The organism is Thioalkalivibrio thiocyanoxidans ARh2 (genome assembly GCF_000385215.1).
Taxonomy (GTDB): domain Bacteria; phylum Pseudomonadota; class Gammaproteobacteria; order Ectothiorhodospirales; family Ectothiorhodospiraceae; genus Thioalkalivibrio; species Thioalkalivibrio thiocyanoxidans.
This window is the reverse complement of the sequence record NZ_ARQK01000026.1, coordinates 1-21,512: the sequence shown is the minus strand read 5'-3', so window position 1 is coordinate 21,512 and position 21,512 is coordinate 1. Positions and strand designations below refer to the sequence as shown.

The following is a 21,512-nucleotide window of genomic DNA, read 5'->3' as shown; positions in this document are numbered from 1 at the left end:
CGCCCGGCCACGACAATGAATCCATTCAACACAATGGTGTACCGCACATGACGGCAACGCGAAAAGACATCGAGAAGGCGCTTGAAGAGCGCATCCTGATCCTGGACGGCGGGATGGGCACGACCATCCAGTTGTACAAGCTGGAGGAGGCCGACTATCGCGGCGAGCGCTTCAAGGACTGGAAGAGCGATCTCAAGGGCAACAACGACCTGCTGTCGCTGACCCGTCCGGACATCATCGAGCAGATCCACAACGACTACCTCGAGGCCGGCGCCGACATCATCGAGGCCAACACCTTCAACGGTACCCGCATTGCGATGGCGGATTACCACATGGAGGACCTGGTGCCCGAGCTGAACCGCGAATCCGCGAAGCTCGCGCGCAAGGCGGCCGACGCCTGGACCGAGAAGACCCCGGACAAGCCGCGTTTTGTCGCCGGCATCCTCGGCCCGACCAACCGCACCGCGTCGATCTCGCCGGACGTGAACGACCCGGGTGCGCGCAACGTCGACTTCGACACCCTGGTCGAGGCCTACAAGGAGGCCGCCGAGGCGCTGGTCGAGGGCGGTGTGGACCTGCTCCTGATCGAGACGGTGTTCGACACCCTGAACGCCAAGGCGGCGATCTTCGCGGTGAAGACCCTGGAAGACGAGCTCGGGAAGGACCTCCCGATCATGATCTCCGGGACCATCACCGACGCCTCCGGGCGTACCCTGTCCGGCCAGACCACCGAGGCCTTCTGGAACTCGGTGCGCCATGCGAACCCGGTCTCCATCGGCCTGAACTGCGCGCTGGGCGCGAAAGAGATGCGCCAGTACGTCGAAGAACTGTCGCGCATCGCCGACACCCACGTGTCTGCGCACCCGAACGCCGGTCTGCCGAACGAGTTCGGCGACTATGACGAGTCCCCGGAGCAGATGGCCGAGGACGTCGGCCCCTGGGCCGAGCAGGGCATGCTGAACATCATCGGGGGCTGCTGCGGCACGCTGCCGGAGCACATCCGCGCGATGCGCGAGGCGGTGGAGAAGCACCCGCCGCGCAAGGTGCCGGAGATCGCGCCGGCCTGCCGCCTGTCGGGCCTGGAGCCGTGCAACATCACCGACGACTCGCTGTTCGTGAACGTCGGCGAGCGCACCAACGTGACCGGCTCGCGCAAGTTCCTGCGTCTGATCCAGAACGAGGAATACGACGTCGCGCTGGAAGTCGCCCTGAACCAGGTCGAGGGCGGCGCCCAGATCATCGACATCAACATGGACGAGGGCATGCTGGAGTCGCAGGACGCGATGGTGCGCTTCCTCAACCTGCTGGCCGGCGAGCCGGACATCGCCCGGGTCCCGGTGATGATCGACTCCTCCAAGTTCGAGATCATCGAGGCCGGCCTGAAGTGCGTGCAGGGCAAGCCGGTGGTCAACTCGATCTCCATGAAGGAGGGCGAGGAGAACTTCATCGAACAGGCGAAGCTGTGCCGCCGCTACGGCGCTGCGATCGTGGTCATGGCCTTCGACGAGGACGGCCAGGCCGATAACGAGGACCGCCGCGTCGAGATCTGCACCCGCGCCTACAAGCTGCTGACCGAGAAGGTCGGCTTCCCGGCCGAGGACATCATCTTCGACCCGAACATCTTCGCGGTCGCGACCGGTATCGAGGAACACAATAACTACGGCGTGGACTTCATCGAGGCCACCCGTCGCATCAAGAACGACCTGCCGCATGCGCTGGTCTCCGGTGGTGTGTCGAACGTCTCGTTCTCCTTCCGCGGCAACGAGCCGGTGCGCGAGGCGATCCACGCGGTGTTCCTGTACCACGCCATCAAGGCGGGCATGGACATGGGGATCGTCAACGCCGGCCAGCTGGCGGTCTACGACGACATCGACGAGAAGCTGAAGGAAGCGGTCGAGGATGTGGTCCTGAACCGTCGCGACGATGCGACCGAACGGCTGCTGGACCTGGCCGATGAGTACAAGGGCCAGGGTGGCGGCAAGAAGGAAGAGAACCTCGAGTGGCGCGAATGGGACGTAACCAAGCGCCTCGAGCACTCCCTGGTCAAGGGCATCGACACCTACGTGGTGGATGACACCGAAGAGGCCCGCCAGGCCTACGACCGCCCGATCCAGGTGATCGAGGGTCCGCTGATGGACGGCATGAACGTGGTCGGCGACCTGTTCGGCGAGGGCAAGATGTTCCTGCCGCAGGTGGTCAAGTCCGCGCGCGTGATGAAGAAGGCCGTGGCCCACCTGATCCCGTACATCGAGGCCGAGAAGACCGGCACCGAGAACAACGGCAAGATCCTGATGGCCACGGTGAAGGGCGACGTCCACGACATCGGCAAGAACATCGTCGGCGTGGTGCTGCAGTGCAACAACTTCGAGGTCATCGACATCGGGGTGATGCAGCCGGGGGCCGAAATCCTGAAGGCGGCCAAGGAGCACGATGTCGACGTCATCGGGCTGTCCGGCCTGATCACCCCCTCCCTGGAGGAGATGGCGAACTTCGCCGCCGACCTCGAGCGCGAGGGCATGACCACGCCGCTGATGATCGGGGGCGCGACCACGTCGCGCGCCCACACCGCGGTCAAGATCGAGCCGAACTACTCCGGCCCGGTGGTCTGGGTGAAGGACGCCTCGCGTGCAGTGGGCGTGGCCCAGAGCCTGATCAGCCCCGAGCTGCGCGAGAATTACGCCGCCGAGATCCGCGAGGAATACGAGAAGCTGCGGGTCCAGACGGCCGGCCGCAAGAAGAAGGTTCAGTGGCTCTCGCTGGAAAAGGCGCGTTCCAACAAGCCGCAGATCGACTGGTCGAGCTACACCCCGACCAAGCCGAAGGCGCTGGAGACCGAGGACCTGCCGGGCGCGCCGAAGGTGCTGCACCCGCATGGCGACGGCTCCGTTCTGCTGCGCTTCGATGACTTCGACCTGAACGAGGTCAGGAACTTCATCGACTGGACGCCGTTCTTCCACTCCTGGCAGCTGCACGCCGCCTACCCGCGCATCCTCGATGACGAGAAGGTGGGCGAAGAGGCGCGCAAGCTGTTCAAGGATGGCCAGGAGATGCTCGATCGCATGATCGAGGAGAAGTGGGTCACCCTGCGTGGTGTGGTCGGCTTTTTCCCGGCAAACACCGTCAATGACGACGACATCGAGGTCTATACCGACGAGAGTCGCTCCAAGGTGCTGAAGAAGCTGCACCACCTGCGTCAGCAGACCGAGAAGCGCCGTGGTCAGCCGAGCCACTCGCTGGCCGACTTCCTGATGCCGAAGGAGGCCGGTGGCCCGGACTACCTGGGTGCGTTCGCGGTCAGCGCCGGTGGCGACGTCGATGCCAAGGCCGAGGAGTACGAGAAGGCCAACGACGACTACCACGCGATCCTCGTGAAGAGCCTGGCGGACCGTCTGGCGGAGGCCTTTGCCGAATGCATGCACCAGTACGTGCGCAAGCACTACTGGGGCTATGTCCCGGACGAGGCGCTCGAAAACGAAGACCTGATCGACGAGCAGTACCAGGGCATCCGCCCGGCCCCGGGCTACCCGGCCTGCCCCGAGCACACCGAGAAGGGCACGCTCTGGGAGCTGCTGCAGGCCGACGAGCACGCGGACATGACGCTCACCGAGAGCTACGCGATGCTGCCGGTCTCGGCCGTGTCCGGCTGGTACTTCGCCCATCCGGAGTCGCGCTATTTCGGTCTGGGCAAGATCAACCGCGACCAGGTCGAGGACTACGCCAAGCGCAAGGGCATGTCGTTCGAGGAGGCCGAGCGCTGGCTCGCGCCGAATATCGGGTACGACGACAGCGACGAGGCCAAGGCGGAAGCCAGGGCCGAGCGCGAGGCCCGGTCCGCCTGATCGGCTACAAGACATGCCGCTAATCGAAGCCCCGCCTCGCGCGGGGCTTCTTTTTGTGCGTGTTTCCGTCCTTGATCAGGGCACCGGGGCCAGCAGCGCGATCCCGGTCAGGACCGTGACCACCTCGAACGTCCGCTTGACCAGCCGGTTGCCGTAGCGATGGGCCAGGGCCGCCCCCAGATAGCCGCCAATAAAGCTGCCGATCAGCAGTGCCGGCAGCCAGTCCCACTGGACCGTGCCGAAGGTGCCGAGCAGCAGGGCCCCGGCGCCATTCCAGACGAGCCCCACCAGTACCATGGTGTAGGCGACCGCCTGGGTGTAGCTCATCCCGTACCAGCGCACCAGCCAGAGGGTCACCATCAGCCCGGTGCCGGAGGCCAGCGAGCCATTCAGGATGCCGATGATGAACAGTCCCAGCGCGCCGATCAGGGCGTGCTGCAGGGTCTTGTCCGTCTCGCGCACGGCCTGGCCCAGCTGCGGCCGGCGCCAGGAGTACCAGCCCAGGGCAATGGTCAGCAGCCCCAGCGCAATCTCGCCGGCCCGCGGGGGGATCCCCAATACCAGCCAGGCACCGATCAGCACCCCGGGAAGACCGGCCGCAAGAATGACCGCTAGGCGCGCCGGTTCGAATGTGCTTTGCTTGATGTGCCGCACACTGGCCCCGGCGCCCAGCGCAACGGTGGCGATCTTGTGGGTGGCCAGGGCAACGGGATAGGGGAGTCCCAGAAAAATGAGGACCGGCAGCTGCAACAGGCCGGCCCCGCCGCCTGCGAGGGCGGAGAATCCGTTCGCCAGGATGGCGATCACGAGCAGGCCGAGGTGTTCGAGTATGGTCATGTCAGGGGGCAGAAAGCGCGGTTCCGTGTGGGGGCACGGCGTTTTTTGGGGACTGCTGGTCTTGGTGCTGGCGTTGCCGGCTCATGCGGATATTTTTCGCTGGGTCGATGATGACGGCACCGTGCACTACTCGAACACCCCGCAGCCCGAGGCCAGCCAGCGCGAGCGGCGCGTATTTGATTCGCGTGGCCTGATGCGGGAGATCATACCCGCTCCCCCCACCCTCGAGGAGCGCGAACAGGCCCGGGCCGAACAGGAACAGGCGCAGCAGGAGCTGGAAGCTGCGCGCCAGGCGCGGGCCGATCGGGCGGCGCGCGAGCGTCAGTTGCGTCAGGCCTACGAGAATCTGGACGAGATCGAGGAACTACGTGCACGCCGCGAGGCGGCTATCGGTGGGGATATCGAGCGTTCCGAGGCGCAGGAAAAGACACTGGTGCGCGAGCGCGAGCGTATTCGTCGCCAGCGTGCCGACAGCGAGTCCGCCACGGATCGGGAGCGATTCGAGGTGCAGCTGGAGGATCTGGAAGAGCGCATCGCCCGCGAGCGCGCCTACCGGCAGGGGCAGGAAGATCGACTCGCCGCCATCCAGCAGCGGCTGGATCTGGACCGGGAGGACTATCAGCGGCTGGTCCTCGACGGCGAAGGCTAGCAACGCCGTTAAAGGTCGGTCTACTAGCGGCTGATCAGGGTGCCCACGCCCTCGTCGGTCAGCAGCTCCAGCAGCACCGCGTGCTCCACGCGGCCATCGACGATATGCGTGGCGTTGACGCCGCTGCGTACGGCATCCAGCGCACAGCGGATCTTCGGGATCATCCCGCCGTGAATCGTCCCGTCGCGGATCATCTCGTCCACCTCGGGGGCTGACAGCCTGGGCAGCAGTTGGCCGTTACCATCCAGGACGCCCGGTGTGTTGGTCAGCAGGAACAGCTTTTCCGCGTCCAGCACCACTGCGAGCTTCTCGGCCGCGGTGTCGGCATTGATGTTGTAGGCCTTGCCCTCACGATCGAAGCCGATCGGCGCGATCACCGGGATGAAGTCGCTGTCATCCAGTGTATGCACGATCGCCGGGTCCACGCCCTCGACCTCGCCCACGTGCCCCAGGTCCACAGTGGGCTGGCCCTCGGACGCGCCGTAGTCGCGCAGCGGGTTTGCGCGGATCATCTGGCCGTCCTTGCCGGTCAGGCCCACCGCGCGCCCGCCGAAGCGGTTGATCAGCGAGACGATCTCCTGATTCACGATCCCGCCGAGCACCATCTGCACCACGTCCATGGTCTCGCGGTCGGTCACGCGCAGGCCGTTGACGAACTCCGTCTGCTTGCCCAGCCGTTCCAGCAGCTGGCCGATCTGCGGGCCGCCGCCATGCACCACCACCGGATTCACGCCCACCTGCTTGAGCAGCACGATGTCGCGCGCGAACGACGCCTTCAGGTGGTCCTCGGTCATGGCGTTGCCGCCGTACTTGATCACGATCGTCTTGCCCGCGAAGCGCTGGATATAGGGCAGCGCCTCGATCAGGACATGGGCTACGGAATGGGCCGTCTGGGTATCCATGGCGTTTCGGTGGTCCTTGGCTGGGGGCGCAGTTTACCACTGCCCATCCTCTTCCGGTGGGCGCCCTTTCGAACATGCAAAAGAAATGCACCGTTTGACGGGTGGGCGCGGCATCGGTATAAAGCTGCATCGCGCGTATAACAAAAGGGAGCTCGCGATGCTGCAATCCATCTCGCTGTGGTTGACGATCCTGCTGGTCGTCCCTGTAACGGCCACTTTTCTCTGGGTCGCCTTTTCCCGCCCTGCTGCAGTTGATGCCGGTGAGCTGGCAACCCGTTCCTATCGCCTGCGCGACTGGACCTTCTGGGTCCTCCTGGCGGTGGTCACCCCGGTGTTTCTCTACACCCTGACCCTGATGCCCTACGGCGCCGATCCGGAGGCCGAGGGCGTGCAGGCGGTCAACGTGACCGGCCACATGTGGCGCTGGGAGCTGTCGCAGGACGAATTTCGCGTCGGTGAGCCGGTGCAGTTCCGCGTCACCAGCCAGGACGTGAACCACGGGTTCGCCATCTACGACGAGGACATGACCCTGCTGACCCAGACTCAGGCGATGCCGGGCTACACGAACATCCTCGAGTACACCTTCGAGCAGCCGGGTACCTACCAGGTCCTGTGCCTTGAATACTGCGGCGTCGCGCATCACGCGATGGTCGCCGAACTCACCGTCACGGAGTAAACGGTCATGAGTGATACGACGATGGAAATGGCCGTGCCGCGCGGCCCCCGCAACGCGGTGATTACCTATCTGGCGACCACGGTGGTCGTGCTGTTGTTGATGATGGTCTTCGGACTATTGATGCGGCTGGAACAGGCGGGTGTGGACCTGCTTGGGGCCGCCGGCTTCTACCAGGTGCTGACGGCCCACGGTGCCGGCATGGTGGGTGCGGTCGCCCTCGGTTCCAGCGCAGTGATGTGGTACTTCCTGCGCCGGCACGTGGAGTTGTCCACCGGCGTGTTCCTGCTCAATCTGGCCCTGTTCCTGCTGGGGGCGGTCCTGATCCTGGGCGGGATCTTTGTCGGCGGCTTCGCCGGTGCCTGGACCTTCCTTTACCCCCTGCCGCAGACGCCGATGGGTCTGTGGACGCAGGCCGCCGCGGCGTCGTTCTTCCTCGGACTGCTGGCGATCGGCGTTGGCTTCCTGTTGCTGTATATCGATATCGCCAGGGCGCTGATCGCGAACTATGGCGGGCTGGGCCGCTCGCTCGGTCTTCCGCAGCTGTTTGGACGGGCGGGTAATCCGCCGCCGCCCGCGGTGGTGGCCAGCACCATGGTGCTGATCGTGAACACCCTCGGTATTGTGGCCGGGGCTGCGATCCTGAGCATGAGCCTGATCAACCTGTACCAGCCGGGTTTCGAGATTGATTCGCTGTGGGCGAAGAACCTGATCTACTTTTTCGGCCACGTGTTCATCAACGCCACTATTTATATGGCGGTCATCGGGGTCTACGAGATCCTGCCGCATTACACCGGGCGCCCGTGGAAGGTCTCGCGGGTATTCCTCGCGGCCTGGGCCGCCTCCACCGTGATGGTGCTGCTGGTCTACCCGCACCATCTGCTGATGGACTTCTCGCAGCCGACCTCGCTGCACGTGCTGGGGCAGGTAATCTCCTACACGAGCGGCTTGCCGGTACTGCTGGTCACGGCCTGGGGCGCGCTGACCAACGTTTACCGCTCCGACATCCGCTGGGACATCGCCTCCGGCTTCGTCTTTCTTGGCGTGTTCGGCTGGGCCGCGGGCGTCATCCCGGCCATCATCGACGCGACCATTGTGGTGAACACGGTGATGCACAACACCCTCTGGGTCCCGGGGCACTTCCACTTCTATCTGCTGCTGGGTGTGGTCGCGATGATGTTCGGCTTCATGGCGTGGCTGACCCGTGCGCAGGAGAAGGGCGATGGCTTCTTCGACCGACTGGGCTTCTGGACCTTCACCGGCGGTGGACTCGCGCTGGTTGCGGCGTTCCTCTACAGCGGGGCTTCCAGCGTGCCACGCCGGTTTGCCGAACATCTGCCCGAATGGGCGGCCTATGCCCAGCTGGGTTCGGTTGCCGCGGCGCTGGTGATCCTTGGAACGCTATTGCTGGCGTTGCGCTTCTTCCTTGGACTGAAGCGGGTGGCGAACAATGTGGCGTAATGCGATCTACGGGCTGACCATCATCGCCCTCGGGCTGGGTGGTTTCACCACCCTGTCCCTGGCCACCGACGGGTTTCGCGCCTTCACCGCAGAGGAGGCCCGTCGTGTCGCCGCCCGCGAGAATCCGGAGCCGGTTCCCACCATCACGCTGGAGGATGCGCGCGGCGGGGAGCTGGATCTGGCCGCGCTGGGGGATCGCTATGTGGTGCTGGACTTCATCTACACCGGCTGTAATCACGCGTGCACTACGCTGGGCGCGAGTTTCCACCGTATCCAGGAAGCACTACCGAAGGATGTGCTGGGCGAGCGCGTGGTGCTGCTCAGCATCACCTTCGATCTCGAGAACGACGATGCCGATCGCCTGCTCGAGTACGGCGAACGCTTCTCGGCTAACCCCGAAGCCTGGCATCTCGCACGCCCGAAAAGCCGCGAGGACCTGGATCGCCTGCTGCGCCACTTCCAGGTGGTGGTGATCCCGGACGGCGAGGACTTCGTGCACAACGGCGCCATTTACGTAGTGGAGCCAGATGAGCGCGTCGCCGGGATTCACGACATTGATGCGGTCGACGAGGTGCTGGCCTACCTGGAGCCTCGCTGGTGATGCGGTCGCCCGCCGCTTGGGTGGGGCCGGGCCTGCTCGCGGTGCTTGTCTTGACGCCGCTGAGGCTCTGGCTGGAGGCCAGCCTGATTGGCCATATGCTGGTGCAGATCCCACTGCTGGTGCTGGCCGGCGTTCTGATCGCCCGGTCGCTGCCGGAGGCCTGGCGCGTCTGGGCCGGGCGCCTGGATATCTACGGGTTACTGGGATTGCTTCTGGTGCTGTTCGTTGTCGTCTACTGGCTGCTGCCCCGCAACTTGGATGCGGCCGTACTCGAGGCTGGAGCGGGCTGGATGAAGATCGTGACGCTCGTGCTGCTGGCCGGGATACCGCTGGGGCTGACGGCACACCGGCTCCCGTTGCTGGTTCGGGGCGTGCTGTGGGTCAAGGGTACGGCCATGTTCTTCGTGATGGGCTGGCTCTACCGCGAGGCCCCGGACCGGCTGTGCAACGCGTATCTGCTGGGCGAGCAGCTGGTGCTGGGCAACCTGATGCTGGGGCTGGGGGCGGTCAGCCTGGCTGCCATCCTTGCTCTTCTGGTGTTCGGGCCACCGGGCCGGCACCGCCGTGAGGCGCCCGACGAGTCACTTGATCAGAGTCGGCTGTCGCAGGCGTTGTGAGCGGCGGCACATGGACCAGGTGCTGGTGGCCGCTCTTGTGCCGCGGATGCTCGGTTGCCGCCTCAAGCCAAGGTGTGGGCGTGCGTCACATCGGTTAACCGGACACCGACGCCTGCATTGCATGCGATTGGCACAAAAGACGTATTGGCTATCTATCATTTGACGTCGGCATTAGCTACCCGTATAAAGCTGCACCCTTATTACAACTACGGAGAAGTACATGCTGTCGGACGACCACAAGGCCATCATCCAGAAGACGGTCTCCATCCTGGAATCCGGGGGCGAGGACCTGACCCGCCACTTCTACAGCATCATGTTCCGCGACTACCCCGAGGTGCGGCCCCTGTTCAACCAGGCCCATCAGGCGAGCGGCCAGCAGGCGCGGGCGCTGGCGAATGCGGTGCTGCAGTACGCGCGGCATATCGACGAGATGGAGGCCCTGGGGCCGCTGGTCGGGCAGATCGTGAACAAGCATGTGTCGCTGCAGGTGCAGCCGGAGCACTACCCGATTGTCGGCGAGTGTCTGCTGCGGGCGATGCGCGAGTTGCTGGGCGAGGAGGTCGCGACCGACGCCGTCCTGGAGGCCTGGGGTGCGGCCTACCAGCAGCTGGCGGATATCCTGATCGCCGCCGAGGAGGATGCCTATCAGCAGGCCGAGGCGCAGGCGGGCGGCTGGCGCGGACTGCGTTCGTTTGTCGTGCGCCGCAAGGTGCCGGAGAGCGAGGAGATCACCTCGTTCTATCTGGAGCCTCAGGACCGTGGCGCTGTCCCCCCGTTCCAGCCCGGCCAGTACATCGGGCTGAAGGTCGACATCGATGGCGAAGAGCTGCGCCGCAACTACTCGCTCTCCATCCCCCCGGGTGCGGGCGGGTTGCGCATCAGCGTGAAACGGGAGCCCGAAGGCCAGGTATCACGCTTTCTGCACGACCGCATCCAGGAGGGCGATGTCCTGGAGCTCACCCCGCCGGCCGGTGATTTCGTCCTGCGCGAAAGCGATCGTCCGCTGGCCCTGATCTCGGCGGGTGTGGGGATTACCCCGACCATGGCCATGCTGGACCCGGCACTGGAGGCCGGACGCCAGGTGCACTTCATCCATTGCGCCCGCCATGGTGGGGTCCATGCCTTTCGCGAGCAGGTCGAGGCGCGGGCGCAAGAGCACGAGCACCTGCGCCCGTACTTCTGCTACAGCGAGCCTGCCAACGAGGATGCCGCCGATGCGACCGGCTTCCTGACCCGGGACAAGCTCGCCGAATGGCTCCCGCATCGCACGGAGGTCGATGTGTATTTCTTGGGGCCGACGCCCTTCATGCGGCAGGTGCGTCAGCAGCTGCGTGAACTGGGTGTGCCGGACGAGCGTTGTTTCTTCGAGTTCTTTGGCCCGGCCCGGGCCCTGGAAGCCTGATCAGACGGACCGCGTGGCCGCCACCAGCGCACGGAACAGGCGCTGGTGGCGGGTCTTCTGCGGCAGGTATTCGGGGTGCCACTGCACGCCGATACACCAGCCGTGTTCGGCCTCGATCGCCTGGACGACACCTGTCTCCTCGCGCCCGACGATGCGCATCCCCTGGCCCAGTTGGTCCACCGCCTGATTGTGCAGCGCGTTCACATGGATCGCGCCTGCGCCCAGTATCTCGGCCAGATGGCTGCGGCCGTCGAGCATGACCGGCTTGACCGGCAGCAGGCTGCGCGCCTGCGGGGTCTCGACATAGAACTCCGCCAGATCCTGCTGTAGCGTCCCGCCGCGCACCACATTGATCAGCTGCATCCCGCGGCAGATGCCCAGTACTGGCCGGTGCTCGTCCAGCGCGCGATGGATCAGCGCCTTTTCCAGCCGGTCACGCTCCACGTCCAGTACGCCGCCGTGCGACTGGAACATCCGCCGCAGCAGCCACAGCGCGGGATAGAACAGGTACCCGATCAGTCGTTGCGACAGGCGGCGTTCCGCGCCGCGAATGGCCTCGGGGTTCGGGCCCTGAGGCAGCGACTCCCCGTACAGTTCGGGATCGACATCTGCACCGCCGCCGACCACCAGGGCGTCGAACGACCGCTGGGGACGGGGCTTGCCGGGGCGTACGCGCAGGGGGCGTCCGCCGGCGCGCCAGACGGCCAGCGCAGTGAACAGCCAGGCCGGGCCCCCGCCCTGGTCGGGCCCGGTGATCGCAACCACCGGACGCCGTGGCCGCGGGTGGTCGCTCGGGGCCGCGGCGTCCTGTTCAGAACCAGCCACGCAGCTTCCTGGCCCAGTCGTCAGCCCAGCGGCCCAGTGCCTGGCTGGGGCGTTCCAGGTACTCGCGGCCCATCCGCTCCAGGCGTTCGCGGTCTGCGGCGAGCCATTCCACTTCGACCCAGCCGTTAAAGGGGTGGGCCAGGCTCCATTCGGGATCGTCGATCTCGCAGTTGGGCAGGCGATAGTGGAACGCGGGGCGGGCCTTGACCAGCTCATGTTCCACCGGGGCCGCGTCGATGCGTTCCTGGTCCAGTTCGGCATACAGCGGCAGCATGTCCAGCGGCCGATTGCGCGTGGTGTTGTGCGCGAGGTAATGGTCGATCAGTTGCCTCTGGTTCGGCTGGAAGTCCGGGTTCAGGGTCTCACGGACGAAGGTGCCGGGGAACGCGCGGATGTAGGGAGACAGGCGTCTGGCCAGGTCGATCTCGCCCGCATTCGTCAGCATCTCGTACAGCAGCAGGAAGGCCCGCAGGACATCCAGTATCCAGGCGGCATCGGTGCTGTGAACCTCGATATTGAGCTGCAGCCCGAACGCGTAGAGCAGCGAGCGCTCGGTCCCGAGCGCGCCGGCTTCCTGCAGTGCGGCACGGACGCGGTCCAGGCGCGGGAGCGCCGAGGCCGGTATCGGCGGTGCGACGATCTCGTGCGGTACCAGCCGCCCGGCGGCATCGGCCAGCCAGCGGTCCAGCGCGGCCTCGTCGGAGTCGTCGAGTTCGATCCCCAGCCGCCGCAGGTGGCTGCGATAGGCCCGGTCCTTGAGTACCCGGGCATCCAGCTCGACCCGGAAATCACCCTGGTCTGTATCGCAGACCCGGGCGACGAACGGGCTTTCACAGCGGACCTGCCCGCCGAATTCGGCGCGGATCGCCTCGGCCATGCGCTCGAGCGAGACGCCGGCCATCTCGATCTCCACGCCCACCTTTCGGGGTGACCCTTCCGGATTGTCTGGCCAGGGCAGATCGTGAAAGCGCTCGGGCATCAGGAATGTCCTTGGGAAGCTGCCGCGCCATGATAACGGTTCGGTGTACCTGCTGTGGGCAAGCCAGTACGATAGGCGCCGGCCGCCACGGCCGGACCGCGAAGGTACGGGATGGATCGAATCTACCTCAAGGATCTGCGCATTGATGCCGTCGTCGGCGTCTATGACTGGGAGCAGCGCATCCGGCGCCCCCTGCGCTTCGACATCGAGCTGGCTACCGATACGCGGGTGGCCGCGCACTCCGGCGAGATCACGGACACGGTCGATTACGAGGCCGTGGCGAATGCCGTGCGCGCGATCGTCACGCGCGAACCCCACGCGCTTTTGGAGTCCCTGGCCGAAGAGATCGCGGAGGCCCTGATGACCGAGTTTCGCACTCCGTGGGTGCGCATCGAGCTGGGCAAGCCCGGCGCGGTCGCCGGTGTGGCCGAAGTCGGCATCGCGGTCGAACGCGGCACCCTCCCGGCCTCCACCTGATCCCTTCGCCTCGATTCCTGCCTTAGCTCCTCTCGACTCCGGCCGTGCGGCCGGTCACAGATTCCTCATTCCCTGACCCATCTTGGTGCGTGTGCACTTTTAGTGCGCACCGCTCTTGTGCGTGCTGGCGTCGTTCGCCTGCAACAGGTGTTGTGAAAAGCCGATCTGGCTCCGTTTTCCCGATATGGCACGCCCCGTGCAAGGACCGGGTGTCGATTACGCGACACTCGATTGCACAACTGGGAGAACACAACATGAAGAAGTTCACTCGTTCCGCACTGGCCGCCGCCATCGTCACTGTCGGATCCACCGGCGGTGTGGCCTTTACCTCGACTGCCACCGCGGAGCTTTCCGTGAACATCGGGGCGGTCTCCAATTACTACTTCCGCGGTTTTTCCGAGACCGACGATGGCGCCGCAATCCAGGGGGGCATTGATTACGAACATGAGTCCGGTTTCTACGTCGGTACCTGGCTCTCCAATGTCGACTTTGGTGACGACACCAGCTACGAGATGGATCTTTATCTCGGATTTGCCGACGAGTTCGACAATGGTTTTGGCTATGACGTCGGCTACCTCTATTACGCCTATCCCGATGCCCGTGATGACAGCGGATCCCTGAGCGCCGACTTTGGCGAGATCTACGGCGAACTGAGTTTCGACACTGGCCCCGTCGGCTTGTACGGCGGTATCGCGCACGTCGTCACCGACAGCTCCGACTCCGCCCTGGAGCGCAAGGATACGTACTACTACGGCGGCCTCGACATCCCGTTCATGGATGTCTACAGCGCCGGCTTCCTGGTCGGTCGCCAGACCTTCGACGACACCAACGAGAACGACAACTACACCCACTACACCGCGAGCCTCACGCGCGATGCCGGTGACTGGGGCGAGTTCAGCTTCAATCTCGAATACGTCGACGAGTCCGACGAGGACGTTGGTGCCTGGGTGGGCTGGACCAAGACGTTCTAGACCCGGCTTTTACCCTCAAGTAACCGCGGGCCCGCCTTTCGGCGGCCCCGCTCAAGGAGTCCGACATGAAGATGATTACCGCCGTGATCAAGCCGTTCAAGCTTGATGATGTTCGCGAGGCGATCTCGGAGATCGGCGTGCAAGGCATGACCATGACCGAAGTAAAGGGTTTTGGTCGTCAGCGCGGCCATACCGAGCTCTATCGCGGTGCCGAATACGTGGTCGATTTTCTGCCCAAGGTGAAACTGGAAGTGGCTGTCGACGAAAACCTGGTCGATCAGGTGGTCGAGGCCATTTCCAAGTCTGCCAGCACGGGAAAGATCGGCGACGGCAAGATCTTTATCACCCCGGTGGAGCAGGTCGTGCGTATTCGCACGGGCGAGACCGGCCCGGAGGCCCTTTAAGGGTTTTCCCTCTTCCATCGAATGAGGAATTTCAATCATGGAAATTGAACAACAAGTCGTCGAACTCGCCTATGCGATGGACACCTTTTACTTTCTGGTGGCCGGTGCACTGGTGATGTGGATGGCCGCGGGCTTTACCATGCTCGAGGCCGGGATGGTGCGCACCAAAAGTGTCGCCGAAATCGCTACCAAGAATATCGCCCTGTATTCGATCGCGAGCATCATGTACATGCTGATCGGCTACAACATCATGTACGGCGATGGCCTGAGCTCCGTGATCCCGAGTATCGGCTTCCTGATCACGGGCGATAACGCGGTGGGTGACGTGCTGGGTAGCAATGGCGACATCTACTACTCCGATCGTGCCGACTTCTTCTTCCAGGTCGTGTTCGTGGCCACCGCGATGTCCATCGTCTCGGGTGCCGTGGCCGAGCGGATGAAGCTGTGGGCCTTCCTCGCCTTTGCGGTCGTGCTGACCGGCTTCATCTACCCGATCCAGGGCTTCTGGAGCTGGGGCGAGGGCTTCCTCGACCAGATCGGCTACCTCGATTACGCCGGTTCCGGCATCGTCCACTTCACGGGCGCCGCCGCGGCGCTGGCCGGCGTGCTGCTCCTCGGGGCACGCAAGGGCAAGTACGGCAAGGACGGCCAGATCAACGCGATCCCGGGCTCCAGCATGCCGCTGGCCACCCTCGGTGTGCTGATCCTGTGGCTGGGCTGGTTCGGCTTCAACGGCGGTTCCGAGCTGAAGGTCTCGGACATCGAGTCCGCCAACGCCGTGGCCGCCGTGTTCGCCAACACCAACCTGGCTGCGGCCGGGGGTGTGGTCGCCGCTCTGATTACCACCCGTCTGGTGTTCGGCAAGGCTGATCTGACCATGGCGCTGAACGGTGCAGTCGCGGGTCTGGTGTCCATCACCGCCGAGCCGCTGATGCCCAGCCCGTTCCTGGCGATGATCATCGGTGCCATCGGTGGCGTGATCGTGGTGTTCTCGATCGTCGCGCTGGACAAGCTAAAGATCGACGACCCAGTCGGCGCGATCTCCGCGCACGGTACTGCCGGTATCTGGGGTGTGTTCGCGGTGCTGCTGTCCAACCCGGACGCGACCTTCGTCGCCCAGCTGCTGGGTCTGCTGTCCATCTTCGTGTTCGTCTTCGTGGCCTCCCTGATCGTCTGGGCCATCCTGAAGGCGGTCATGGGCATCCGCCTGAGCGAAGAGGACGAGGACCTGGGTGCCGACATCACCGAGTGTGGCCTCGAGGCCTATCCGGAGTTCACCGGCAAGCAATAAACCCGGGCAAGCAATAAACCCGCGTTAACCTGAACCGGGGTCGGGCCGGTGGCTCGGCCCCGATATCGTCTCCTCCGACGCCGACAAGACAGTCTCCCGGGACTCGGATGTTGGCCTTTGGGCGCCCCTCCCAGGGCGCCTTTTTTTTGTTTACAAAGCTGTGGGAGCGGGCTCGCCCGCGAAGCCCTGGCCCGCGCCGGACCGCGCGGTCGACATCCGCAGAGGTAACCCGACCCAGCAGACCGCTCTTCTCGCAGCAAGCAGCGCCTTCCGGTCCGGCCATTCATCCCGCTGCCCCGGCTTCGGTTACGATCGCCAGTTCGTCGCCTCGGAACCCTGTCGCATGGATCGCCTTCTGGACGTTCGCCAACTGAAAACCGCACATCTTGGCCCGCTGGACCTGGCGGTTCAGCCGGGCGAGTTGGTGCAGATCACGGGCGCCTCGGGTTCCGGCAAGTCCTTGCTGCTGCGGGCCCTGGCGGACCTCGACCCCAACGCCGGCGCAGTGACGCTGAACGGGGAACCGCGCGATTCCATCCCGCCGGTCGAATGGCGCCGACGCGTGGCGTACGTGCCGGCGGAGACCGCCTGGTGGGGCGAGCGCGTAGACGAGCACCTCCCGGCCGATTTCGCGCGCCCGAAGGCGCTGCACCTGCTGGAACAAGTGGCCCTCCCGGAGGAATCACTGCGCTGGGAGATCGAACGTCTCTCCAGCGGCGAGAAGCAGCGCCTGGGCCTGGTGCGCGCGCTCATGAACCAGCCGCGTGTCCTGCTGCTGGATGAGCCCACCGCCAACCTGGATCTGGAGAACACTAAGCGCATCGAGCGCGCCGTGCGGGCGTATCTCGCGGAGGAAGAAGCGGCGGCGCTGTGGGTCAGTCACGACACCCTGCAACGCCAGCGCCTTGGCGGCCGCATCCTCACGATCCGCGACGGACAACTGGAGGCGCCGGCATGGACCTGATCTCGCTTTCACCGTTCGATCTGACGCTGGCCGCGCTGCTGGTCGTTGCCCTGGCCGGAGTGACGGTCTGGGCCCGCATGGGTCTGGGGCGCAGCCTGTTGATCGCCGGGGCGCGCACCGTGATCCAGCTGCTGCTGGTCGGGCTGATCCTGCAGACGCTGTTCGATCACGCCCAGCTCGGCTGGGTGGCGCTGATGGCCGTGGTCATGCTGGCAGTGGCCGGCTACGAGGTGATGGCGCGCCAGCAGCGCCGTTTCGCCGGGCTCTGGGGCTACGGGATCGGCACCGTCACCATGTTCATCTCGGCGTTCGCGGTCACGGTGCTGGCGCTGACCACCATGGTCGGACCGACCCCCTGGTGGGAGCCGCAGTACGCAATCCCGCTGCTGGGCATGCTGCTCGGCAACACCATGACCGGCATCGCGCTGGGGCTGGACCGCCTGACGCAGACCGTCTGGCGCGAGCGCCGCACCATCGAGGGCCGGCTGGCAATGGGGGCCCCGTGGAGCGAGGCGGTGACGACGATGCGCCGCGAGGCCGCCCGCTCCGGCCTGATGCCGACCATCAACGCCATGGCCGCCGCCGGCATCGTCAGCTTGCCGGGCATGATGACCGGTCAGATCCTGGCCGGCGCCCCGCCGGTAGAAGCCGTGAAGTACCAGATCCTGATCATGTTCCTGATCACCGCGGGCACGGGCTTCGGCACGTTGGGCGCGGTCTGGTTCGCCTCTCGCCGCCTGTTCGACACCCGCGAACGCCTGCGCCTCGACCGCCTCAAGGCCGGCCGCCACGCCTAGTCACGAGCTCAATGCACCCTGCGGCGTTTGTGGTGCCCGTCATCGCGAGGCGCGCAGCGCCGTGGCGATCTCCGTGGGCGGCCCTGACGCCGGCCGGGGCAGACGTCGGGGGTTTCGTTGGGAGGTTGCCACGGCCCCTGCGGGGCCTCGCAATGACGGGTTATTGAAGGGCCCCGCCAGGGGCCTGGCGCGCGATCAGGCGAACAGCTTGCGGCGGAAGAACTCCGGCGTGGCGCCGGCCGCGCGGTGGATCGCGGCGTTGTAGTAGTGCGTGACAAACGGCAGTTCCTCGGCCGCCTCTTCGCGCAGGAATGACACCGGGCAGTCCTTCGCGGCGATGGTGCAGGTCCACCAGCCGGAGGGATAGGTCGGTTGCGGGAAGTGCAATGCCAGGGCGTCGATGAAGTTCGCCGCGCGCAGGCTGTCGTGCATCGGGCGGATGATGCTGTCGGTGTGCAGCAGCGGCGATTCGCTTTGCTGCACCAGCAGGCCGTCCGGGCCCAGGGCCTTCACGCAGTCCTTGTAGAACGCGGTGGAGAACAGGCCTTCGGCCGGGCCGACGGGGTCGGTGGAGTCGACGATGATCACGTCGATGGAGCCGGGGGTGGCGTCCTTCAGGTACTGCACACCGTCGGCGAACAGCAGCTCGGCGCGCGGGTCGTCGTTGGCGTCGCACAGCTCCGGGAAGTACTGCTCGGACAGGCGGGTGACGCGCTCGTCAATATCCACCTGCACGGCGTGTTCGACCTCGTCGTGCTTGAGCACCTCGCGCAGGGTGCCGCAGTCGCCGCCGCCGATAATGACCACGTTCTTCGGGGCGCTGTGCGAGTACAGCACCGGGTGCGACATCATCTCGTGGTAGATGAAGTTGTCGCGGCCGGTCAGCATCACGCAGTCGTCGATCACCATCAGGTTGCCGAAGGCCTCGGTCTCGTAGATCTCGATCTTCTGGTACGGGGTCTGCTCTTCATGCAGCTTCTGCTTGATGCGCAGGGACAGCGCCATGTCTTCGTGCGGTTCGCTGAACCAGTTGTTGTCGAGTGCCATTGGCGGCTCCCCTTGCCGGTGCGGTGGACGGTATGATGCGCCGCTATGATAGTGCCCTGTATCCTGCGGGCAACTCTGCTCTTCTCGTCATTGCGAGGAGCCGCAGGCGGCGACGTACAAAAGCAGCGAAGCTGCGTTGAACGGCCGCCGGCCGGCCCGAAGGGCGAGCGTAGCGAGTAATCTCCTGAATGAGGGCAGTGCGGTTGGTTGCCCTGATCGCCCCTGGTGTTCGGGTGGATGATGAAGGCGATTGCCACGTCGCTTCGCTCCTCGCAATGACGGGGCTTTCCTAGCTTTTAAATCCGGGAACATCATGACTGTCACGCCCTGGAATCTGGACGAGGCCCGTGCCACCTACGGCATCGACCACTGGAACGGTGGGTTCTTCGAGCTGAGTGCGGCGGGACATGTGGTCATGCGCCGCCCGGACTGGCCGGAGCACCCGGGGGTGGATCTGTACGACCTGGCCAGCCGCCTGCGTGAGGAGCATATCGGGCCGCCGGCGCTGGTGCGTTTTCAGGATGTGCTGGACGGGCGGGTGCGGCGCCTGGCCCGGGCCTTCGCCAATGCCGCCGAGGAGCTGGATTACGCCGGCGCATTTACCGCGATCTATCCGATCAAGGTGAACCAGCAACGCTCGGTGGTGGATTGCATCCTGGCCGCGGGCGATACCCCGGACGCCGAGGGCTTCACCCCGCAAGTGGGGCTGGAGGCGGGCAGCAAGCCGGAACTGATCGCGGTGCTGGCCCAGTCGCGCCCCGGGTCGGTGATCATCTGCAATGGTTACAAGGACCGCGAGTATGTGCGCCTGGCGCTGATCGGACGCCAGCTGGGGCATCGCGTGTTTATCGTGATCGAGAAGCCCTCGGAACTGGAAGAAGTCATCCGCCAGTCGCACGAGATGGATATCGCGCCGTTGTTGGGGTTGCGGGTACGCCTGGCCTCGATCGGCAAGGGCAAGTGGCAGAACACCGGAGGCGAGAAGGCCAAGTTCGGCCTGTCCGCGGCGGATGTCCTGGGCATCCTGGAACGCCTGCGGGGTCTCGACTGGCTGGATCGGCTGCAGCTGTTGCACTTTCACATGGGGTCGCAGATCGCGAACATCCGCGACATCCAGAACGGGATGGGCGAGGCCGCCAGTTATTTCGCCGCGCTGACCGAGGCGGGCGCCGCGCTACAGGTGGTGGATGTCGGTGGCGGGCTGGGGATCGACTACGAGGGCTCGCGCTCGCGCAACGAGTGCTCGATCAACTACTCGGTGGAGGAGTACGCGCTGAACATCCTGCGCCCGCTCAAGCGCGTCTGCGACGAGCATGGCCTGGCCATGCCCGAGGTATTCAGCGAGTCCGGCCGCGCGCTGACCGCGCACCACGCGGTGCTGATCACCAACGTGATCGACTGCGAGCCGGCCCCGGGGGATGGCGACGTGCCGCCCGCGGAGGATGGCGAACTGCCCGAAATCGCCGCCATGCGTGCCCTGCTGGAGGACGGCGAGCGCCCGGCCTCCGAGATCTACCACGATGCCGCCTACGGCCTGTCCGAGGTACAGGCGCGTTTTGCCCGGGGGATGTTGTCGCTGGCCGACCGCGCCCGCGCCGAGGCAATCTACTTCGCGCTGTGCCAGCGCCTGCTGGCGCAGCCGGAGGCTTTGCCGGCGGAGATCCACGCAGAACTGACGGACAAGCTGGCGGACAAGGTCTTCTGCAACTTCTCCGTATTCCAGTCGATCCCGGACACCTGGGCGATCAACCAGATCTTCCCGATCGTGCCGCTGCACCGGCTGGACGAGCGGCCGACTCGGCGCGCGGTGCTGCAGGACCTGACCTGCGATTCCGATGGTCACATCGAGCACTACGTGGAGCGCGAGGGCACGCACACCACGCTCGCCCTGCACCCGTGGAACGACCGCGAGCCGTACTATCTTGGCATCTTCCTGGTCGGCGCCTACCAGGAGATCCTGGGCGACCTGCACAACCTGTTCGGGGACACCGACACCGTAAACGTGGAGCTGCTGCCGGAGGGCGGCTACCGGCTGGTCGACCCGGAGCGCGGCGACACCGTGGACGAACTGCTGTCCTACGTGCACTTTGCCCCGGACGACCTGCGCCGCGCCTTCCGCGCCAAGATCGACGCCCTGGGCCTGCGCGGCGGCGAGGCCGGGCGGCTGCTGGCCGAACTGGAACAGGGCCTGACCGGATACACCTATCTCGAGGACTGAACCGATGCAGTGCTATGTCTACCGCGCGACCCGGCGCGCCGATACCTATGTCTACCTGCCCGAGAAGGACGACTTCTCCGAGCTCCCCGATGGCCTGACCCGTGCTCTGGGTCGCCTCGAGTTTGCGCTGGAGTTCGAACTGACGCCGGACCGCACCCTGGCCCAGGAAGACCCGCAGCAGGTCCTCGCCAACCTCAAGGAGCAGGGCTTCCACCTCCAGTTCCCGCCCCCGGAGGAAGAAGAACAGGTCCCCGGCGCCTGAAGAAACGCGGATTCATCGGCGTTTCCCAACGGCACACGGATGTGCCGCCGGCCTCGGCCGGAGGGCCAGCCTCCTACAGTTTGGGGTTGCCCGTGCGCCGGGGTAACCAAGGCCTTGGGGGCAGCTCTTCCCGTTTCCGGGGTCTCGACCTGCCGTGCAGGAGGCCAGCCCCTGGCCGATCACGACGCAGGACCGGGCACCATTCGCCGGGCGCTGTCCCAACGCCGGGGCGGGTCCGGGCGCCGGAGCGATGCACGCCGTCGCATCGGCCGGAGGGCCGGCCTCCTACAGTTCGG

The 21,512-nt window shown here is 65.5% G+C and carries 20 protein-coding genes; 15 read left to right on the top strand and 5 right to left on the bottom strand.

Annotated elements, in window-relative coordinates; all coding sequences use genetic code 11:
- Window positions 1-47 precede the first annotated feature (47 nt).
- On the top strand, window positions 48-3,839 hold the full coding sequence (gene metH / locus G372_RS0101195; RefSeq protein ID WP_019623753.1) for a methionine synthase: 3,792 nt from the start codon (window positions 48-50) through the stop codon (window positions 3,837-3,839).
- Between the two features lie 75 nt (window positions 3,840-3,914).
- Here the strand turns inward: metH and G372_RS0101190 are convergent, their stop codons facing one another.
- Window positions 3,915-4,676: a sulfite exporter TauE/SafE family protein gene (locus tag G372_RS0101190; RefSeq protein ID WP_019623752.1), complete on the bottom strand. Its 762-nt coding sequence runs from the start codon at window positions 4,674-4,676 to the stop codon at window positions 3,915-3,917.
- On the opposite strand from G372_RS0101190, the gene G372_RS0101185 reads away from it, so the two are divergent.
- Entirely contained in the window at window positions 4,669-5,325 is a 657-nt protein-coding gene (locus G372_RS0101185) for a DUF4124 domain-containing protein (protein ID WP_038070465.1), read from the top strand. The genes G372_RS0101190 and G372_RS0101185 overlap by 8 nt on opposite strands.
- A gap of 23 nt (window positions 5,326-5,348) precedes the next feature.
- On the opposite strand, the gene argB is transcribed toward G372_RS0101185, so the two are convergent.
- Window positions 5,349-6,227: an acetylglutamate kinase gene (argB, locus tag G372_RS0101180; RefSeq protein WP_018863130.1), complete on the bottom strand. Its 879-nt coding sequence runs from the start codon at window positions 6,225-6,227 to the stop codon at window positions 5,349-5,351.
- A 157-nt stretch (window positions 6,228-6,384) separates the two neighbouring features.
- Here argB and G372_RS0101175 point away from each other — a divergent pair, with 157 nt between their 5' ends.
- From G372_RS0101175 to hmpA, 5 genes are all read left to right on the top strand, one after another.
- Window positions 6,385-6,903, top strand: a complete 519-nt coding sequence (locus tag G372_RS0101175) for a cupredoxin domain-containing protein (protein WP_019623750.1) — start codon at window positions 6,385-6,387, stop codon at window positions 6,901-6,903.
- A gap of 6 nt (window positions 6,904-6,909) precedes the next feature.
- Entirely contained in the window at window positions 6,910-8,361 is a 1,452-nt protein-coding gene (locus G372_RS0101170) for a cbb3-type cytochrome c oxidase subunit I (protein ID WP_019623749.1), read from the top strand.
- Window positions 8,351-8,962 (top strand): SCO family protein, encoded by a 612-nt coding sequence (locus G372_RS0101165; protein WP_019623748.1) that lies wholly within the window; start codon window positions 8,351-8,353, stop codon window positions 8,960-8,962. The genes G372_RS0101170 and G372_RS0101165 overlap by 11 nt, the downstream gene beginning before the upstream one ends.
- Entirely contained in the window at window positions 8,962-9,579 is a 618-nt protein-coding gene (locus G372_RS0101160) for a hypothetical protein (protein ID WP_019623747.1), read from the top strand. Before G372_RS0101165 ends, G372_RS0101160 begins: the two co-directional genes overlap by 1 nt.
- Window positions 9,580-9,799: 220 nt before the next feature.
- The gene (hmpA, locus tag G372_RS0101155) at window positions 9,800-10,981 is read left to right on the top strand and encodes an NO-inducible flavohemoprotein (protein ID WP_019623746.1); all 1,182 of its coding nucleotides are present in this window, start codon (window positions 9,800-9,802) and stop codon (window positions 10,979-10,981) included.
- On the opposite strand, the gene G372_RS0101150 is transcribed toward hmpA, so the two are convergent.
- Together G372_RS0101150 and G372_RS0101145 are read right to left on the bottom strand one after the other, a co-directional pair.
- On the bottom strand, window positions 10,982-11,806 hold the full coding sequence (locus tag G372_RS0101150; protein WP_012981606.1) for a gamma-glutamyl-gamma-aminobutyrate hydrolase family protein: 825 nt from the start codon (window positions 11,804-11,806) through the stop codon (window positions 10,982-10,984).
- Entirely contained in the window at window positions 11,793-12,785 is a 993-nt protein-coding gene (locus tag G372_RS0101145) for an amidoligase family protein (RefSeq protein ID WP_019623745.1), read from the bottom strand. The genes G372_RS0101150 and G372_RS0101145 overlap by 14 nt, the downstream gene beginning before the upstream one ends.
- 111 nt (window positions 12,786-12,896) lie before the next feature.
- On the opposite strand from G372_RS0101145, the gene folB reads away from it, so the two are divergent.
- The 6 genes from folB (at window position 12,897) to G372_RS0101115 (ending at window position 17,689) form a co-directional block, all read left to right on the top strand.
- The gene (gene folB / locus G372_RS0101140; protein WP_019623744.1) at window positions 12,897-13,262 is read left to right on the top strand and encodes a dihydroneopterin aldolase; all 366 of its coding nucleotides are present in this window, start codon (window positions 12,897-12,899) and stop codon (window positions 13,260-13,262) included.
- A gap of 254 nt (window positions 13,263-13,516) precedes the next feature.
- Entirely contained in the window at window positions 13,517-14,233 is a 717-nt protein-coding gene (locus G372_RS0101135) for a TorF family putative porin (RefSeq protein WP_018863125.1), read from the top strand.
- Between the two features lie 65 nt (window positions 14,234-14,298).
- On the top strand, window positions 14,299-14,637 hold the full coding sequence (locus tag G372_RS0101130) for a P-II family nitrogen regulator (RefSeq protein WP_012981610.1): 339 nt from the start codon (window positions 14,299-14,301) through the stop codon (window positions 14,635-14,637).
- Window positions 14,638-14,674: 37 nt separating this feature from the next.
- A complete protein-coding gene (locus G372_RS0101125) occupies window positions 14,675-15,928 on the top strand; it encodes an ammonium transporter (protein WP_018863124.1) in 1,254 nt (417 codons plus the stop codon).
- A 343-nt stretch (window positions 15,929-16,271) separates the two neighbouring features.
- On the top strand, window positions 16,272-16,892 hold the full coding sequence (locus G372_RS0101120) for an ABC transporter ATP-binding protein (RefSeq protein ID WP_018863123.1): 621 nt from the start codon (window positions 16,272-16,274) through the stop codon (window positions 16,890-16,892).
- Window positions 16,883-17,689 carry an ABC transporter permease gene (locus tag G372_RS0101115; protein ID WP_019623743.1) on the top strand — a complete coding sequence of 269 codons (807 nt, stop codon included), beginning with the start codon at window positions 16,883-16,885 and terminating at the stop codon, window positions 17,687-17,689. The genes G372_RS0101120 and G372_RS0101115 overlap by 10 nt, the downstream gene beginning before the upstream one ends.
- A 195-nt stretch (window positions 17,690-17,884) precedes the next feature.
- Here the strand turns inward: G372_RS0101115 and speE are convergent, their stop codons facing one another.
- A complete protein-coding gene (speE, locus tag G372_RS0101110; RefSeq protein WP_019623742.1) occupies window positions 17,885-18,736 on the bottom strand; it encodes a polyamine aminopropyltransferase in 852 nt (283 codons plus the stop codon).
- 313 nt (window positions 18,737-19,049) lie between these two features.
- Here speE and speA point away from each other — a divergent pair, with 313 nt between their 5' ends.
- Both speA and G372_RS0101100 read left to right on the top strand, forming a co-directional pair.
- Window positions 19,050-20,954, top strand: a complete 1,905-nt coding sequence (speA, locus tag G372_RS0101105; RefSeq protein WP_018863120.1) for a biosynthetic arginine decarboxylase — start codon at window positions 19,050-19,052, stop codon at window positions 20,952-20,954.
- A 4-nt stretch (window positions 20,955-20,958) separates the two neighbouring features.
- Window positions 20,959-21,216: a YcgL domain-containing protein gene (locus G372_RS0101100; RefSeq protein ID WP_018863119.1), complete on the top strand. Its 258-nt coding sequence runs from the start codon at window positions 20,959-20,961 to the stop codon at window positions 21,214-21,216.
- The last annotated feature ends 296 nt before the right edge of the window (window positions 21,217-21,512 follow it).

Bases quoted from the DNA above. Each gene is read 5' to 3' on its own strand.
- metH (WP_019623753.1), top strand. From the start codon at position 48: ATGACGGCAACGCGAAAAGACATCGAGAAGGCGCTTGAAGAGCGCATC.
- G372_RS0101185 (WP_038070465.1), top strand. From the start codon at position 4,669: ATGGTCATGTCAGGGGGCAGAAAGCGCGGTTCCGTGTGGGGGCACGGC.
- G372_RS0101190 (WP_019623752.1), bottom strand. From the start codon at position 4,676: ATGACCATACTCGAACACCTCGGCCTGCTCGTGATCGCCATCCTGGCG.
- argB (WP_018863130.1), bottom strand. From the start codon at position 6,227: ATGGATACCCAGACGGCCCATTCCGTAGCCCATGTCCTGATCGAGGCG.
- G372_RS0101175 (WP_019623750.1), top strand. From the start codon at position 6,385: ATGCTGCAATCCATCTCGCTGTGGTTGACGATCCTGCTGGTCGTCCCT.
- G372_RS0101170 (WP_019623749.1), top strand. From the start codon at position 6,910: ATGAGTGATACGACGATGGAAATGGCCGTGCCGCGCGGCCCCCGCAAC.
- G372_RS0101165 (WP_019623748.1), top strand. From the start codon at position 8,351: ATGTGGCGTAATGCGATCTACGGGCTGACCATCATCGCCCTCGGGCTG.
- G372_RS0101160 (WP_019623747.1), top strand. From the start codon at position 8,962: ATGCGGTCGCCCGCCGCTTGGGTGGGGCCGGGCCTGCTCGCGGTGCTT.
- hmpA (WP_019623746.1), top strand. From the start codon at position 9,800: ATGCTGTCGGACGACCACAAGGCCATCATCCAGAAGACGGTCTCCATC.
- G372_RS0101145 (WP_019623745.1), bottom strand. From the start codon at position 12,785: ATGCCCGAGCGCTTTCACGATCTGCCCTGGCCAGACAATCCGGAAGGG.
- folB (WP_019623744.1), top strand. From the start codon at position 12,897: ATGGATCGAATCTACCTCAAGGATCTGCGCATTGATGCCGTCGTCGGC.
- G372_RS0101135 (WP_018863125.1), top strand. From the start codon at position 13,517: ATGAAGAAGTTCACTCGTTCCGCACTGGCCGCCGCCATCGTCACTGTC.
- G372_RS0101130 (WP_012981610.1), top strand. From the start codon at position 14,299: ATGAAGATGATTACCGCCGTGATCAAGCCGTTCAAGCTTGATGATGTT.
- G372_RS0101125 (WP_018863124.1), top strand. From the start codon at position 14,675: ATGGAAATTGAACAACAAGTCGTCGAACTCGCCTATGCGATGGACACC.
- G372_RS0101120 (WP_018863123.1), top strand. From the start codon at position 16,272: ATGGATCGCCTTCTGGACGTTCGCCAACTGAAAACCGCACATCTTGGC.
- G372_RS0101115 (WP_019623743.1), top strand. From the start codon at position 16,883: ATGGACCTGATCTCGCTTTCACCGTTCGATCTGACGCTGGCCGCGCTG.
- speE (WP_019623742.1), bottom strand. From the start codon at position 18,736: ATGGCACTCGACAACAACTGGTTCAGCGAACCGCACGAAGACATGGCG.
- speA (WP_018863120.1), top strand. From the start codon at position 19,050: ATGACTGTCACGCCCTGGAATCTGGACGAGGCCCGTGCCACCTACGGC.
- G372_RS0101100 (WP_018863119.1), top strand. From the start codon at position 20,959: ATGCAGTGCTATGTCTACCGCGCGACCCGGCGCGCCGATACCTATGTC.